Source organism: Burkholderia sp. Ac-20344 (genome assembly GCF_017104975.1).
Taxonomy (GTDB): Bacteria; Pseudomonadota; Gammaproteobacteria; order Burkholderiales; family Burkholderiaceae; genus Burkholderia.
The window spans coordinates 24,547-38,608 of record NZ_JAAGPP010000084.1 but is presented as its reverse complement, the minus strand read 5'-3'; the positions used below and the strand labels follow the sequence as shown (position 1 = coordinate 38,608).

The 14,062-nt window shown below is 67.1% G+C and carries 12 protein-coding genes; 2 read left to right on the top strand and 10 right to left on the bottom strand.

What is annotated here, in order from left to right; genetic code table 11:
• Positions 1-433 precede the first annotated feature (433 nt).
• Genes G3N64_RS23905 through phnS form a run of 7 tightly spaced genes read right to left on the bottom strand, consistent with a single transcriptional unit; the run spans position 434 to position 7,719 of the window.
• Positions 434-985 carry a phosphonate degradation HD-domain oxygenase gene (locus G3N64_RS23905; protein WP_205786118.1) on the bottom strand — a complete coding sequence of 184 codons (552 nt, stop codon included), beginning with the start codon at positions 983-985 and terminating at the stop codon, positions 434-436.
• A gap of 4 nt (positions 986-989) precedes the next feature.
• Positions 990-2,444, bottom strand: coding sequence for a phosphonoacetaldehyde dehydrogenase (gene phnY / locus G3N64_RS23900; protein ID WP_205786117.1), 1,455 nt, complete (start codon positions 2,442-2,444; stop codon positions 990-992).
• Positions 2,441-3,748, bottom strand: coding sequence for a phosphonoacetate hydrolase (gene phnA / locus G3N64_RS23895; RefSeq protein WP_205786116.1), 1,308 nt, complete (start codon positions 3,746-3,748; stop codon positions 2,441-2,443). Before phnA ends, phnY begins: the two co-directional genes overlap by 4 nt.
• The gene (phnV, locus tag G3N64_RS23890) at positions 3,745-4,605 is read right to left on the bottom strand and encodes a 2-aminoethylphosphonate ABC transport system, membrane component PhnV (protein ID WP_205786115.1); all 861 of its coding nucleotides are present in this window, start codon (positions 4,603-4,605) and stop codon (positions 3,745-3,747) included. Before phnV ends, phnA begins: the two co-directional genes overlap by 4 nt.
• Positions 4,595-5,515 (bottom strand): 2-aminoethylphosphonate ABC transporter permease subunit, encoded by a 921-nt coding sequence (gene phnU / locus G3N64_RS23885; RefSeq protein WP_205786114.1) that lies wholly within the window; start codon positions 5,513-5,515, stop codon positions 4,595-4,597. The genes phnV and phnU overlap by 11 nt, the downstream gene beginning before the upstream one ends.
• Positions 5,493-6,596, bottom strand: coding sequence for a 2-aminoethylphosphonate ABC transport system ATP-binding subunit PhnT (phnT, locus tag G3N64_RS23880; protein WP_205786113.1), 1,104 nt, complete (start codon positions 6,594-6,596; stop codon positions 5,493-5,495). The genes phnU and phnT overlap by 23 nt, the downstream gene beginning before the upstream one ends.
• Before the next feature lie 34 nt (positions 6,597-6,630).
• Positions 6,631-7,719 carry a 2-aminoethylphosphonate ABC transporter substrate-binding protein gene (phnS, locus tag G3N64_RS23875; protein WP_205786112.1) on the bottom strand — a complete coding sequence of 363 codons (1,089 nt, stop codon included), beginning with the start codon at positions 7,717-7,719 and terminating at the stop codon, positions 6,631-6,633.
• 258 nt (positions 7,720-7,977) lie between these two features.
• On the opposite strand from phnS, the gene G3N64_RS23870 reads away from it, so the two are divergent.
• The gene (locus tag G3N64_RS23870; protein WP_205786111.1) at positions 7,978-9,087 is read left to right on the top strand and encodes a 2-aminoethylphosphonate--pyruvate transaminase; all 1,110 of its coding nucleotides are present in this window, start codon (positions 7,978-7,980) and stop codon (positions 9,085-9,087) included.
• 106 nt (positions 9,088-9,193) lie between these two features.
• Here the strand turns inward: G3N64_RS23870 and G3N64_RS23865 are convergent, their stop codons facing one another.
• From G3N64_RS23865 to aroQ, 3 genes are read right to left on the bottom strand one after another with little or no spacing between them, the layout of a single operon-like run.
• Entirely contained in the window at positions 9,194-10,534 is a 1,341-nt protein-coding gene (locus G3N64_RS23865) for an MFS transporter (protein ID WP_205786110.1), read from the bottom strand.
• A gap of 32 nt (positions 10,535-10,566) precedes the next feature.
• Positions 10,567-11,421 (bottom strand): shikimate dehydrogenase, encoded by an 855-nt coding sequence (locus G3N64_RS23860; protein ID WP_205786109.1) that lies wholly within the window; start codon positions 11,419-11,421, stop codon positions 10,567-10,569.
• A complete protein-coding gene (aroQ, locus tag G3N64_RS23855; RefSeq protein ID WP_205786108.1) occupies positions 11,418-11,873 on the bottom strand; it encodes a type II 3-dehydroquinate dehydratase in 456 nt (151 codons plus the stop codon). The genes G3N64_RS23860 and aroQ overlap by 4 nt, the downstream gene beginning before the upstream one ends.
• A gap of 257 nt (positions 11,874-12,130) precedes the next feature.
• Between aroQ and G3N64_RS23850 the strand changes: the two genes are divergently transcribed.
• Positions 12,131-14,023: a sugar phosphate isomerase/epimerase and 4-hydroxyphenylpyruvate domain-containing protein gene (locus tag G3N64_RS23850; RefSeq protein WP_205786107.1), complete on the top strand. Its 1,893-nt coding sequence runs from the start codon at positions 12,131-12,133 to the stop codon at positions 14,021-14,023.
• The last annotated feature ends 39 nt before the right edge of the window (positions 14,024-14,062 follow it).

Sequence of the window (14,062 nt, the reverse complement as noted above, 5' to 3'; positions counted from 1 at the left end):
AACCTGACTTACTTTAGTGTGAGACTCTTGATACTTTCGCTATCTGATCCGAGGATCAGCTCGCTTCCATCAAGCGCCCACACTTATCGGCTGTTAATTTTTAAAGAGCATTCTGCGAGGAACTTCGTGGTTCCTGGCAGCGCTGCGTTTTCAGCAGCAGAGAAACGAGATTATGAACCGTGTTTCGCAGCTCGTCAACAACTTTTTAACACTGCATCGTTGCGACTGCGGGGCTCAACTTCCAGGCCAGCTGCGCGCGCCACACTGCCGCACACCACCGACCCTGCTTCCCTCTTCCGCGCCGCGTTTCCGTTAGCGCGAAAGAGGCGTGATTGTAGGTAGCTCGCAACATTCGCGCAAGAGGTTTCTCAAAAAATATAAGGCCCCGCACGCTGGCGCGTGCGGGGCCTTATATAGAGAGGCAGCCGAACCGTCAGGCCGCGCGCACCTGGCGCGCGACGATCTCCATATAGTGATCGAGATCCGGCGTCGCCTTGCCTTCTTCCTTCGCCCTATCGTCCCAGCGGCGCAGACGCAGCGCGTCTTCCGCGAACGGGCGCTGCAGGAACGCCGCCGTCTCCTCTTCACTGAAGATACCGCCCTGCAGCGCAAGGCTGCGCACCGAGTCCGGCGATAGCCTCTCGAAGTAGCCGGCGTCGGTGCGGCACAGGCAGCGCTTCGCGTCGACATGCAGCCGGATCGGCTCCAGCACCGCGTCGGAAAACAGCGGCCGCAGGAACGGCAGCACGTAATACTGATGCAGATCGTCGACCCCGCGCGCGCTCGGCGTCTCGCCCTGGCGATTCAGCAGATGCCCGAGATCGTGCAGGACCGCCGAGGCGACCAGCGCTTCGTCCGCCCCCGCCTCTTCCGCCAGCAACCCGCTCTGCAATGCATGCTCGAGCTGCGTGACCGGCTCACCGCTATAGGCCACATGGCCATGCTCGCGATACAGCCCGTGGATCTCTTCCACCGTCAATGCCATTCGTTCACTCCCAAGGCAGCGAAAACGTCTTCAGGTTCGTGAAGCTCTTCATCGCCTCCTGAACGCCTTCCTTGTAACCGAGCCCCGAATCCTTGATCCCGCCGAACGGCGACAGCTCGATCCTGTATCCGGGTACCTCCCATACATTCACCGTGCCGACGTTCAGCTCGTTCACGAACCGCACGACCGCCGCCGTACTGTCCGTACAGACGCCCGACGATAGCCCGAACGCCGTCCCGTTGCTGATCCGGATCGCGTCGTCGATCGTGTCGAACGCGATCACCGGCGACACCGGGCCGAAGGTCTCCTCGCGCACGATCGTCATCGACGGATCGACGTTGTCGAGCACGGTCGGCGCATACAGCGCGCCGCGCCGCACGTTGCCGGTCAACAGGCGCGCGCCCTGCGCGACCGCCTCGCTCACGCGCGCCTCGAACAGCCGCGCCGCCACCTCGTCGATCACCGTGCCCATTTCATTTGCGGAATCGAACGGATCGCCGTACTTCCATGCTCGCGTCTTCTCGACGAGCAATTCGGTGAACGCGGGCGCAATCGAGCGCTGCACCAGCATCCGCTTGACGGCCGTGCAGCGCTGGCCCGAATTCCGGTACGAACCGAGCACCGCCAGCGACGCCGCGCGTTCGAGATCGGCATCGTCGAGGACGATCAGCGGATCGTTGCCGCCCAGTTCCAGCACGACGCGGCGGTAGCCGGCCCGCGCGGCAATCGCCTTGCCGATCGCCACGCCGCCCGTAAAGGTAATCAGCGACGCATGCGGGTGCGTGACGAGTTCGTCCGCGATCTCGCGCGGATCGCCGGTCAGCACCTGCAGCATCGGCTCCGGCAACCCGGCCTCGTACAGCAGGTCGGCGAGGTAGAACGCCGACAGCGGCACCTTCTCCGACGGCTTCACGATTACGCGGTTATTGGTCGCGATCGCCGGTGCGATCTTGTGCGCCACCTGGTTCATCGGATGATTGAACGGCGTGATCGCGACGATCACGCCATCGAGCGGCTGCCGCTGCGAAAACACGCGGCGCGCCTTGCCGTGGGGTGTCAGGTCGCACGAAAAACTCTGCGCATCGTCGCGCAGCGCCTCGACCGCCGCAAACTTCAACACGTCGGCAACGCGGCCGATCTCGTAGCGCGAATCCTGTTTCGACAGCCCCGATTCGAGCGTGATCAGGTCGGATGCTTCCTCGGTGCGCTCGCGCAACAGCGCGGCCGCACGCTCGAGGATCTGCGAACGCTCGTAACGCGTGAGCGTCGACCGGTACGCCATCGCGTAGTCGAATGCCGCGCGCACATCGTCGACGCTCGCCAGCGGCACCGTCCCGACGCGCATGCCTGTGTAAGGGTCCATGACGTCGAGCGTGCGCTCGCGCGTCGCGCGCGTGCCGCACCAGCGCAGCGCCTCTGCGCGAAACGCCGGGTGATCGTGTCGGGGATGAGCCATCATGTCGCGACCCGGTTCAGCACGAAATCGAACACGTCGAAGTTGCGCGGGCGACGCGCAGGATCGGCCGGCTCGATACGGCGATTGAACAGCAGCGGTACTTCCTGCTCCGACACGCCGCCGTGCGAACGCAGCGGCACCGTGAGGCCCGACAGATCGTGTTCGCGCTCGCGCGTGCCGAGCGTCATGTCGCGGCGGCCGATCACGACGAGATCGCCGATCCGGTCGGCCGGCAGCTCGAAACGTGCGGCAGCTTCCGCGTTGTCGAGCACGAGCTCGACACCGTCGAGGCTGCCGACGCGCCACATCGCCTCGGCCCGGTCGACGCCAGGCGCCAGGTAGATAGTCGCAAACGAGCCGAGCGCGCCATGGTGCACGACGTACGGATCCGTGATCGGCAGGATCACGCGCGCAGCCCGCGCGCCGTACCAGCCGTCGAACGCATCCTGCAGATAGATGACGTTCGGCCGGCCCGTCGCGGGATCGTGCTTCGCGTTCATCCCGTGGTCGGCCGTGAGGCCGATCGCCCAGCCGAGCGCGTCGAGCTGCGCGAGGTAGCCGTCCATCATCGCGTAGAACGCATTCGCGCCGGCACTGCCCGGCTCGCACTTGTGCTGCACGTAATCGGTGGTCGACAGGTACATCAGGTCGACCTGGCGCGTCTGCGCAAGCCGCACGCCGGCTGCGAACACGAATTCGGACAACGCCGCGCTGTAGACGTCCGGCGACGGCAGGCCGACCCAGTCGAGCACGTCGGCGATCCCGTTTTCCGCGAGGTTCGCCTGCGCGGCCTTCTCGGCCGAAAAGCAGATGCCGTTCAGCTGCCAGCCGAGCAACCGGCGCAGCTTGTCCTTCGCCGTCACGACGGCGACCCGCGCACCGGCGTCGGACGCCGCCGCGAGCAGCGTGCCGGCCCGCAGGTAGGCCGGGTCGTTCATCATGACTTCGGCGCCGCGCCCACCGTCGGCGGCCGGGTCCCAGAAATAGTTGCCGCAGATCCCGTGGACCGACGGCGGCACGCCGCAGACGATCGACAGGTTGTTCGGGTTGGTGAAGGTCGGCACGACACAATCGGCGCGCCAGGCCGTGCCTTCCGCGATCATCCTGCCGATGAACGGCGCGACACCCGCTTCCACCGCGCGCTCGAGATAGTCGTACTCGCAACCGTCGACGCAGACGACGACGGTCGGCTCGACCGGTAGCCGGTAGTGTCGGTCGTTGACGTCGACGGCGCGCCCCGCGAGATCCGTCGATACGCCGGCTGCCGACGCTTCTCCCGGTTGGCGCAACGCGAACGCGGCGTTCATGAGGCCACCTGCTTGCCGCGCGGCACGCGCGCGGCGATCAGCAGCAGCGCCGCGAGTGACGCACCGAGCATCAGCAGCGACAGCGCCGAAGCCGGAAGGTAATAACCGCGCTCCACCTGGCCGATCACGACGATCGGCACGGTCGCGAAGCCGGGTGGATAGACCGTCAGCGTCGCGCCGAGCTCGCCGAGCGACAGCGCGAAGCCGAGTGCGAGGCTCGCGCGCAGCGCCGGCACGAGCTGCGGCAGCAGCACGCGGCGCAGCACCATCGCGGGCGGCGCACCGAGGCTCGCCGCCGCTTCGCGCAGCACGGTCAGTTCCGGACGCAGCGCGGCGGCCGCGCAGCGATAGCAGAACGGCAGGATCAGCGCGAGCTGCACGAGCACGACGATCGCCGCCGAGCTCGACAGGTCGACCGGCTTCTGGTGATACGCGATCAGCACCGCGAGCCCGAGCACGACGCTCGGCACACCGTTCGGCACCATCACGAGCGCGTCGACCACGGCGCCGAGGCCGTGCCGATCGCGCCCTTCGAGCGCCAGCGCGAGCCACAGCCCGAGGATCGTGCCGACCGCCGACACGCCGAAACCGATTTCCAGGCTGGTCAGCAGTGCATCGTATTCCGGCGACCCAAGCCGCTCGAACCAGCGCAGGCTGTAGCCGGCCGGCAAGATCGTCCCCGACCATTGCGTCGACACGCTGGACAGCGCGACGACGATCACGGGCAACACGAACAGCCAGAAGCACGCGAACGCGGCCAGCGCGAGCGCCGCGCGCGACGCATACTTGAGCACCGTGTCGCTCCAGCCGATCTGGTGGCGCGGCACGGCTTGCCCGATACGGAATTCAGCGGACATCGTTCCCTCCTGTCGCGCGCCGGTTCACCCGGCGATAAACCGCATACAGCGCCAGCGACAGCGCGAGCATCACGACCGCACCGGCCGACGCGGTGGGCAGGTCGAGATCGACGGTCGCGCTGCTGTAGATCGCGACCGGCAGCGTCACGAGCCGCGCGCTGCCGAGCACGAGCAGGATCCCGAATTCGTTCAGCGTCAGCAGGAAGCACAGCACCGTGCCGGCGGCGATGCCCGGCCACGCGATCGGCAGCACGACGCGACGGGCGAGCATCCAGCCGGACGCGCCGAGGCTGCGCGCGGCTTCGATCAGCCGCAGGTCGAGCGTCGCGAACGACGCGAGCGTCGGCCGCACGACGAACGGCGTATAGAACACGGTCTGCGCAAGGATCACGCCGCCGATGCCGAACAGGAAATCGAGCGGCGGATTCTCGAGATGGAACAGGTGCTGCAGCGCGATGCTGATCGAGCCTTGCGAGCCGTACAGGAAGATCAGCGTGAACGCGACGAGGAACGACGGGAACGCGACGTATAGCTCCAGGAAGCGCGTGACGATCGACGCACCCGGAAACGGCTTGAAGAACAGCAGCGCGGCCAGCAGCACGCCGAGCACCGACGCGGTGCCGGCGCTCGCGAACAACACGCCGAGCGTCGTCAGCAGCACGCTGCGCGTGTCGGGGTTGGCGAAGAACGTGCGGTACGCGGCAAAACTCGGCCCGTGGTCGCCCGATACGCTCAGCAGCACGAGCCGCACCAGCGGGTAGACGACGAGCGGGCCCAGCACGACGACCGCGAGTGCGGCCAGGTGCAGGTCGCCCATGCGCTTGCGGCGTCGCGCGGCGGCGGCGTGCGCGGCGGCCGACGCGAGCACGTGCGGCGGCAGGCCGGCTTCAGGGCTCGATAAGGACGACATCGTCTGCCTCGCAATGCAGGGAAACGCGCGCACCGCGCTCGGGAGCCGCACCACGGCCGCGTTGCATCGTGACGCGCACGGGCTCGTCGGGCGCTGCATCGATCGTGACCGCGATCGACAGGTCCGCGCCCTGCCATTCGACGGACGACACCGTGCCGTGCAGCCCGCCCGCGGCGGGCCGCATCAGGGTCAGGCGCTCGGGACGCACGCAGGCAACCTTGCCGCGCACTTCATGGCGCGAATCGCCGAGCGGGAAGATCACATGCGGCGGCAACAGGTTCGCGGGGCCGAGATAGCGCGCGACGTAGCCGTCCCGCGGCGCGTCGTACAGCTGTTGCGGCGTGCCGAGCTGCGCGATGCGGCCGTCGCGCATCAGCAGCGCGCGGTCGGACAGCACGAGCGCGTCGTCGCGGTCGTGCGTCACGCAGACGACGGTCAGGTTCGGCAGGCGCTCGTGCAGCGCCTTCAGTTCGCTGCGCACCGATGCGCGCAGGTTGGCGTCGAGCGCCGACAGCGGCTCGTCGAGCAGCAGCACGTCCGGCTCGATCACGAGCGCGCGCGCCAGCGCGACGCGCTGCTGCATCCCGCCCGACAATTGCGCGGGCAGGTGATGGCCCGCATCGCCGAGCTGCACGAGCTTCAGCGCGTCGGCGACGCGGCGCGTCACTTCCGACGACGACATGCCGCGTGCGCGCAGCCCGAATGCGACGTTCTCGAACACCGACAGGTGCGGGAACAGCGCGTAATTCTGGAACAGCAGACCGAGGTTGCGCTTGTGCGGCGGCGCATGGGTCAGGTCGCGTCCGGCAACGGTCAGCGTGCCGGTCAGGCCGTCGGCCTTCACGAACCCGGCGATGAAGCGCAGCAGCGTGGTCTTGCCGCAGCCGCTCTTGCCGAGCACGGTCAAAAATTCACCGGCACCGATCGACAGCGACAGATCTTCCAGCACCGTACGTGCGCCGTAGCGCACGCTCAGGTGTTCGATCCGCACGCCGCCCGGCGCGCCGGACCGCAGCGTTGCCTGCGGTCCGGCGGCGCCGAATGCGCCGGGATGGGTCAGGGTGGTTTCCACCGGGTTCATCCTCTCGCTCACTCATTCAGGCGACGTGCGCCGATCACTTCGGCTTGACGACGTCGAGCTGCTTGCCCGAGCTGCCGATCACGTCCTTCTTCCAGCGCTCGATCCACACCGGCTTCTTCGCCATCACCTGGGACCAGTCGACCGGGATCAGCTTCACGCCCGCGATCGCCTTCTTGACCGCTTCGCCGTTCTTGCCGGCCAGCGGCACGTCCGTGCGGCCCGGGATACCGTACATGTCCGGCACCTTCGACTGCACTTCCGTCGACATCAGGTAGTCGATCAGCTTCTTGCCGGCGTCCTGGTTCGAGCCGCTCTTGATCAGGCCGATGCCGTACGGGAGCTGGAACGTGGTCGGCTGGTCGCCATCCTTCGCGGCCAGGAAGATCGGCTTGACGGACAGTGCGCCGTGCTCGGCATCGTCGAGGTCCATCTGCAGGTCGCCGTTCGCGACGCTGATTTCGTTACGCGACAGCAGCACGTTCAGGTAGCCCGTGCCCTTCGTGTGGAACTTCACGCTCTGCGACAGCTTCGCGAGGTAGTCGAACGCCTTGTCCTCGCCCATCAGCGAGGTCGTCAGGATCAGCACGGCCATCCCGTCGCCGGCCGTGGCCGGGTTCGAGTACGCGACCTTGCCCGCGTAGGCCGGCGACAGCAGGTCGGCGAACGTCTTCGGCTGGTTCTTCACGACGTCCGGGTTGATCGCGAACGAGAAGTAGTTGTTCACGAACGTCGCCCACGTGCCGTCCTCGGCCTTCGCGATGGCCGGCACGTTCTTGTAGTTCACGCTCTGGTACGACTGCAGCAGGCCCATCTGGCCGGCTTGCTGAATGAACGGCGGCAGCGTGACGATCACGTCGGCCTTCGGGGAATTCTTCTCGATGTTCGCGCGGTTGACGACTTCACCACTGCCCGCCGTCACGATGTTGACCTTGACGCCTTCCTTCTTCTCGAAGGCCGGCAGCACATCGCGATAGAGGTTCTCGAGACCGTCCGCCGTATACAGCACGACCGCGCTCGCCGCATGCGCGGGCAGCGCGGCGCCCATCAGACCGGCGACGCTGGCAGCCAGCGCAAGCTTGCGGAACGCGCCGGCAGCGGCGCGCGAGGGTTTCTGCAGTGTCATCTGACTTCTCCGTAGGCGGAACACCAAATGGCCGGGGGCACGATCCGGCTCTCCTGTTATCTCCGGGTGGGCCGCTAAACGACCCGCCTCGCTGCCGCGCAGTGGGTGGTTTCTCGCGGCAAGCGAAGGATCACAGCGTTCGATGACAAACCCGTGACGAATGCAGCAATTTCCAAAAAATGACACATTTTGCCAATATTATGCAAGTCGCTCAGAAATGCCGTTCGGCGTTTCTTCCGACTTTTGCAAGGGAAAACCATGTCCGATCCGATTCTTCTTACGCCCGGCCCGCTCACCACGTCCGCCACAACCCGCCACGCAATGCAACATGACTGGGGCTCGTGGGATACCGCGTTCAACCAACTGACGGCCAGCGTCTGCGCAGACCTCGTCGCGATCGCGCACGGCGGCGACGAGTACGTATGCGTACCGATGCAGGGCAGCGGCACGTTTTCGGTCGAAGCCGCGCTCGGCACGCTGGTGCCGCGCGACGGCGTCGTGCTGGTGCCCGACAACGGCGCGTACTGTGCGCGCATCCTGAAGATCCTCGGCCGGCTCGGTATCGAAGCGATCGCGTTGCCGTTCGGCGAGGACGCGGCCGTCGATCCGGCCGCGATCGAAGCCGCGTTCGCGCGCGAGCCGCGCATCACGCACGTCGCGCAGGTGCATCTGGAGACGAGCGCCGGCATCCTGAACCCGCTCGACGCCATCGCCGCCGTGTGCCGGCGCCACGACAAGCGGCTGATCGTCGACGCGATGAGTTCGTTCGGCGCACTGCCGATCGCGCTGGCAGGCAGCGGCATCGATGCGCTGATCTCGGCAAGCGGCAAATGCCTCGAAGGCGTGCCGGGGATGGGGTTCGCGATCGTGCGGCGCGACGCGCTCGACGCGAGCGAAGGCAACTCGCCGTCGCTCGCGCTCGATCTCCACGATCAGTACGCGTACCTGCGCAAGACGGGCCAGTGGCGCTTCACGCCGCCGACGCACGTGATCGCCGCGCTGCGCGCCGCACTCGACCAGTATCTCGCCGAAGGCGGCCAGCCGGCGCGCGGCGCGCGCTACCTGGACAACTGCCGGACGCTGGTCGAATCGATGCGTGCGCTCGGGTTCACGCCGTTCCTCGATGCGAGCGTGCAGGCGCCGGTGATCGTCACGTTCCACGCGCCCGACCACCCGGCCTACGATTTCCGCCGCTTCTACGACGCGGTGCGCGACGCGGGCTTCATCCTGTATCCGGGCAAGCTCACGCAGCTCGAGACGTTCCGCGTCGGCTGCATCGGCGCGATCGATTCGGGCGACATCCGGCGCGCAGTCGCGGCGATCGCGCAGGCGGTCGAATCGCTCGGCATCGCGGTGCAGCGCGCATGAGCGCGGTCATACGCCAGCTCGCAGATCCGCCGGCACGCGCAGACAAAAAAGCCCGGCGGCCTTGCGGCTGCCGGGCCAACGCACGCAATGTGCGTGGAGCCGGTGCTTACAGCTCGATCCGCTTGATATCGCCGACAACGAAGATGTACGACGCCGCACCGATCAGCGCGATCACGCCGATGAACACGAGCGCGCCGACGAACGACCCGGTCGACGCGACGATGAAGCCGACCACGAGCGGCGTGACGATGCCAGCCAGGTTCGCCGCGAAGTTGAAGATGCCGCCCGTGACGCCGAGCAGGCCGTCCGGCGCGATGTCCGACACGAGCGTCCAGCCGAGCGCCGCCATCCCCTGCGCGAAGAACGCGACCGACATGATCGCGATCACGGCTTCGTTGCTCTGCACGTAGTTCGCGAGAATGATCGTCGACGCGAGCAGCAGCCCTGCGATGATCGGCAGCTTGCGCGCGAGGTTCGCGGACTTGCCGCGACGCAGCAGCCAGTCGGAGAAGATTCCGCCGAACATCACGCCGACCGACGCGGCGATGAACGGCATCACCGCGAAGAAGCCGATCTTCAGCCAGCCCATGTGGCGCTCGGTGGCGAGGTAGGTCGGGAACCAGGTCAGGAAGAACACGAGCGTCGAGTTGCCGGCGAACTGGCCGAGGCAGATGCCTGCGAGCTGGCGCTTCTTCAGCAGCTTGCCGGCCATCGCCCAGCTGAACTTCGTCTGCGCGGCCTTGCCGCCGTTGTCGCCTTTGCGCACACCGTGCACGAGACCGCCGCCCGCCTCGATGTAGGCGAGTTCCTCCGAGTTCGCGCCCGGATGGTTGCGCGGCTCGTGATAGAACTTCCACCAGATCAGGCCGAACACGATGCCGACCGCGCCGACGACCCAGAACAGCGAGCGCCAGCCGAACGCACCCATCAGCGCGAACAGCACCGGGCTGAAGAACGCGAGGCCGATGTACTCACCGACGGTGTAGGTACCCGTCGCCATCGCACGCTCGTTCTGCGGGAACCACGTCGCGACGACGCGGCTGTTGGTTGGGAAGCACGGCGCTTCCGTCACGCCGAGACCGAGCCGGCACGCGAGCAGCGTCGCGACGCCCGGCACGAAGCCCTGCAGGAACGTGCACAGCGACCACAGCGTCATCGACCAGTAATACGTGATCTTGCTGCCAAAGCGGTCGAGGAACAGGCCGCCGGGCACCTGCATCACGACGTACGTCCATGAAAACGCGGAAAACATGATGCCCATCACGGCCGCGTTGATGCCGAGCTCCTTGGTGAGCTGTGGCGCAGCCACCCCCAGCACGGTGCGGTCGAGATAGTTGATCATCGTGCCGATCGCGAGCAGCGCGAGGATCTTGTAGCGCGCCGAGGTGCGCCGGACCGTGCCGGCGGCCTGCGCCGGCGCGGCACTCGTGTGAGTGGTGTGCTGCATGGTTGTCTCCTGGTCTCTCTTTCTGTAAGGGGTCAGCGCGCGACGAGCGACTGAAAGTGATCGAACATCCGCTCGGCGTCGGGCGGGCGTCCGGTGAATATCTCGAACGCGTCGACGGCCTGGTAGACGGCCATTCCGCCACCCGGCAGCGTGGCGCAGCCAGCCGCACGCGCTGCGTGGATCAGTTCGGTTTCGAGCGGGAAATACACGATGTCGGCCACCCACATGCCCGCGTGGAGCAGTTCGGCCGGCAGCGGCAGGCCCGGATGCTTGGCCATGCCGGTCGGCGTCGCGTGGATCAGGCCGGTGGCAGTGCGCATCGCGTCCGCGAGATCGCCGCCCTGCGCGACCCGTGCCGCGGGGAAGCGCTGCTGCAGCTCGGCCGCGAGTGCCGCGGCGCGCGTGCCGTCGACATCGAAAATCGTCAGTTCGGCCGCGCCCATCTGCAGCGCCGCGTGCGCAACCGCCGCGCCCGCGCCACCCGCGCCGAGCTGGACGACGCGTTCGAGCGACGCGTCGGGCAACCCGCGGCGGAACGATTTCGCGAAGCCCGACCAGTCGGTGTTGTGGCCGATCCGCTTGCCGTCCTTGAACAGCACGGTGTTCACCGCGCCGAGCGCACGCGCATCGTCCGACAGCGCGTCGAGATGCTCGATCACGCGCTGCTTGCACGGATGCGTGATGTTCAGGCCGTTGTAGCCCATCCGCTGCGCGGTATCGAGCAGTTGCGGCAGTGCGTCGACGGTCACGCCGAGCACGTCGAGGTCGATGCGCCGGTAGACATAGCCGACCCCCTGGCGGAATCCTTCTTCCTCGTGCATCGCGGGCGACAGCGAGCCGCCGATGCCCTGGCCGATCAGGCCGATCAGAAACGACGGGCGGCTCATCGCGCGGCTCCCTGCGCGAACAGCGTCGCCAGACGCTGCAGTGCGAACACGTAGCCTTCGGTGCCGCAGCCGCAGATCACGGCTTCGGCGACCGCCGACACATAGGAATGGTGACGGAACGCTTCGCGGCGATGCACGTTCGAGATATGCACTTCGATCACCGGCTTCGCGATCGCGGAAAGCGCGTCGGCCAGCGCCACCGACGTATGCGTATAGGCCGCCGGGTTGATCACGATGCCGTGCGTGTCGTGACGCGCGGCGTGCAGCCAGTCGATCAGTTGGTGCTCGGCATTCGACTGGCGGAAGTCGATTTCCAGCCCGAGCCCTTCCGCCGCCGTGCGGCAGCGCTGCTCGACGTCGGCGAGCGTTTCCGCGCCGTAGATATGGGGCTCGCGCGTCCCCAGCAGATTGAGGTTCGGGCCGTTCAGCACCAGCACCTTGTGCTTGTTCATGGTGATTCTGCTCCTAAAACGGGGGCGGACCGTGACCGGCATCGCCCCGAAAACATCGGAATTTGGCGCTAGTGTGCGCCCGGGAATGCGGGCTGTCTTTTCGGGTTTTCGCTAATTTGTACCACCTAGTTAGTTTGTACAATACGCATCACTAGCCCAGTAAATTCGGGATATGGCGTTCGTCGTGAACTCAACGACTGGTTCATTCAGGGCCGGTTCGACCGGCGCCATGCCCCGCTCATCCGCAGGATTCGCCCATGCAGCGCTCGATCGCCACCGTGTCACTGTCCGGCACGCTCGCCGAGAAACTCGCCGCCATCCAGGCCGCAGGCTTCGACGGCGCCGAAATCTTCGAAAACGACCTCGTCTACTTCGACGGATCGCCGGCCGACGTCCGGCGCATGGCCGCCGATCTCGGCCTCGACATCGTGCTGTTCCAGCCGTTTCGCGACTTCGAGGGCGTGAGCGCGGCCCAGCTCGCGCGCAACCTCGACCGGATCAAGCGCAAGTTCGACGTGATGCATGCGCTCGGCACCGACCGCATCCTGGTGTGCAGCAACGTGTCGGCCGACACGATCGCCGACGACGGCCTGCTCGTCGACCAGCTCGGCGCGCTCGCCGAAGCCGCGCGGCAGGCCGGCGTGGTCGCCGCGTACGAAGCGCTCGCGTGGGGCCGCGTCGTGAAGCGCTACGGCCATGCGTGGAAACTCGTGAATGCCGTGAACAGCCCGCACCTCGGCCTTGCGCTCGACAGCTTCCACACGCTGTCGCTCGACGATTCGCCGGATGCGATCGCCGACATCCCCGGCGACCGGATCGCGTTCGTGCAGATCGCCGACGCGCCGAAGCTCGCGATGGACGTGCTCGAATGGAGCCGCCATTTCCGCTCGTTCCCGGGCCAGGGCGATTTCGACCTCGCGCGCTTCACCGCGCGGGTGATCGAGTCGGGCTATACGGGGCCGCTGTCGCTCGAGATCTTCAACGACGGCTTCCGCGCAGCGCCGACCGCGATCACGGCCGCCGACGGCCATCGCTCGCTGCTCTATCTGGAAGAGCTGACACGCGAGCGGCTCGCGCAGGACGGCCGCGCGCCGGCCGCCAGCCAGCCGCTGTTCGCGCCGCCGGCGCCGCCCGCGCACGTCGGGTTCCAGTTCATCGAATTCGCGGTCGACGCGCAGGCGGCGGCGACCGTCGGCGAATGGCTCGGCCGGATGCGCTTCCGGCTCGCGGGCCGGCATCGGTCGAAGGACGTGACGCTGTTCCAGCACGGCGCCGCGTCGATCGTGCTGAATGCGGAGCGCGACTCGTTCGCCGATGCGTTCTTCCAGCAGCACGGGCTGTCGCTGTGCGCATCGGCATTCCGCGTCGACGACGCGAAAGTGGCGTTCGAGCGCGCAGCCGGCTTCGGCTATGCGCCGTTCTCCGGCCGCGTCGGGCCGAACGAACGCGTGCTGCCGGGCGTGCAGGCGCCGGACGGCAGCCTCGAGTATTTCGTCGACGAAGCGCCGAACGCGCCGACGCTGTACGAATCGGACTTCGTGCTGACCGACATCGACGGCCCGAGCGAAGTCGGCCCGCTGACGGGCATCGACCACGTGTGCCTCGCACTGCCGGCCGACGCGCTCGATACCTGGATCCTGTTCTTCAAGACGGCGTTCGGTTTCGAGGCCGAACGCAGCTGGCTCGTGCCCGACCCGTACGGGCTGATGCGCAGCCGCGCGGTGCGCAGCGCCGACGGCTCGGTGCGGATCGCGCTGAACGCGTCGGTCGACCGGCATACGGCGGTCGCCGAATCGCTCGACCGCTACCACGGCACGGGGTTGAACCACGTCGCGTTCCGCACGGACGACATCGTGAAGACGATCGCCGCGTTCGCGGCCGACGGCATTCCGTTCCTGCGCATTCCGCCGAACTACTACGACGACCTCGCCGCACGCTACGCGCTGCCGGACGAACTGATCGACACGCTGAGCACGCATCACCTGCTGTACGACCGCGACGAGCACGGCGGCGAATTCCTGCATGCGTACACGGAACTGGTCGACAACCGCTTCTCGCTCGAAATCGTCGAGCGGCGTGGCGGATACGACGGCTACGGCGCGGCAAATGCGGCCGTGCGGCTCGCCGCACAGGCGCAGCGCAGAAAATAAGGGAAGGAAGCGAGGCGGGACTTCGGGGCCGAGTCCCAT

Bases quoted from the DNA above. Each gene is read 5' to 3' on its own strand.
- G3N64_RS23905 (WP_205786118.1), bottom strand. From the start codon at position 985: ATGGCATTGACGGTGGAAGAGATCCACGGGCTGTATCGCGAGCATGGC.
- phnY (WP_205786117.1), bottom strand. From the start codon at position 2,444: ATGATGGCTCATCCCCGACACGATCACCCGGCGTTTCGCGCAGAGGCG.
- phnA (WP_205786116.1), bottom strand. From the start codon at position 3,748: ATGAACGCCGCGTTCGCGTTGCGCCAACCGGGAGAAGCGTCGGCAGCC.
- phnV (WP_205786115.1), bottom strand. From the start codon at position 4,605: ATGTCCGCTGAATTCCGTATCGGGCAAGCCGTGCCGCGCCACCAGATC.
- phnU (WP_205786114.1), bottom strand. From the start codon at position 5,515: ATGTCGTCCTTATCGAGCCCTGAAGCCGGCCTGCCGCCGCACGTGCTC.
- phnT (WP_205786113.1), bottom strand. From the start codon at position 6,596: ATGAACCCGGTGGAAACCACCCTGACCCATCCCGGCGCATTCGGCGCC.
- phnS (WP_205786112.1), bottom strand. From the start codon at position 7,719: ATGACACTGCAGAAACCCTCGCGCGCCGCTGCCGGCGCGTTCCGCAAG.
- G3N64_RS23870 (WP_205786111.1), top strand. From the start codon at position 7,978: ATGTCCGATCCGATTCTTCTTACGCCCGGCCCGCTCACCACGTCCGCC.
- G3N64_RS23865 (WP_205786110.1), bottom strand. From the start codon at position 10,534: ATGCAGCACACCACTCACACGAGTGCCGCGCCGGCGCAGGCCGCCGGC.
- G3N64_RS23860 (WP_205786109.1), bottom strand. From the start codon at position 11,421: ATGAGCCGCCCGTCGTTTCTGATCGGCCTGATCGGCCAGGGCATCGGC.
- aroQ (WP_205786108.1), bottom strand. From the start codon at position 11,873: ATGAACAAGCACAAGGTGCTGGTGCTGAACGGCCCGAACCTCAATCTG.
- G3N64_RS23850 (WP_205786107.1), top strand. From the start codon at position 12,131: ATGCAGCGCTCGATCGCCACCGTGTCACTGTCCGGCACGCTCGCCGAG.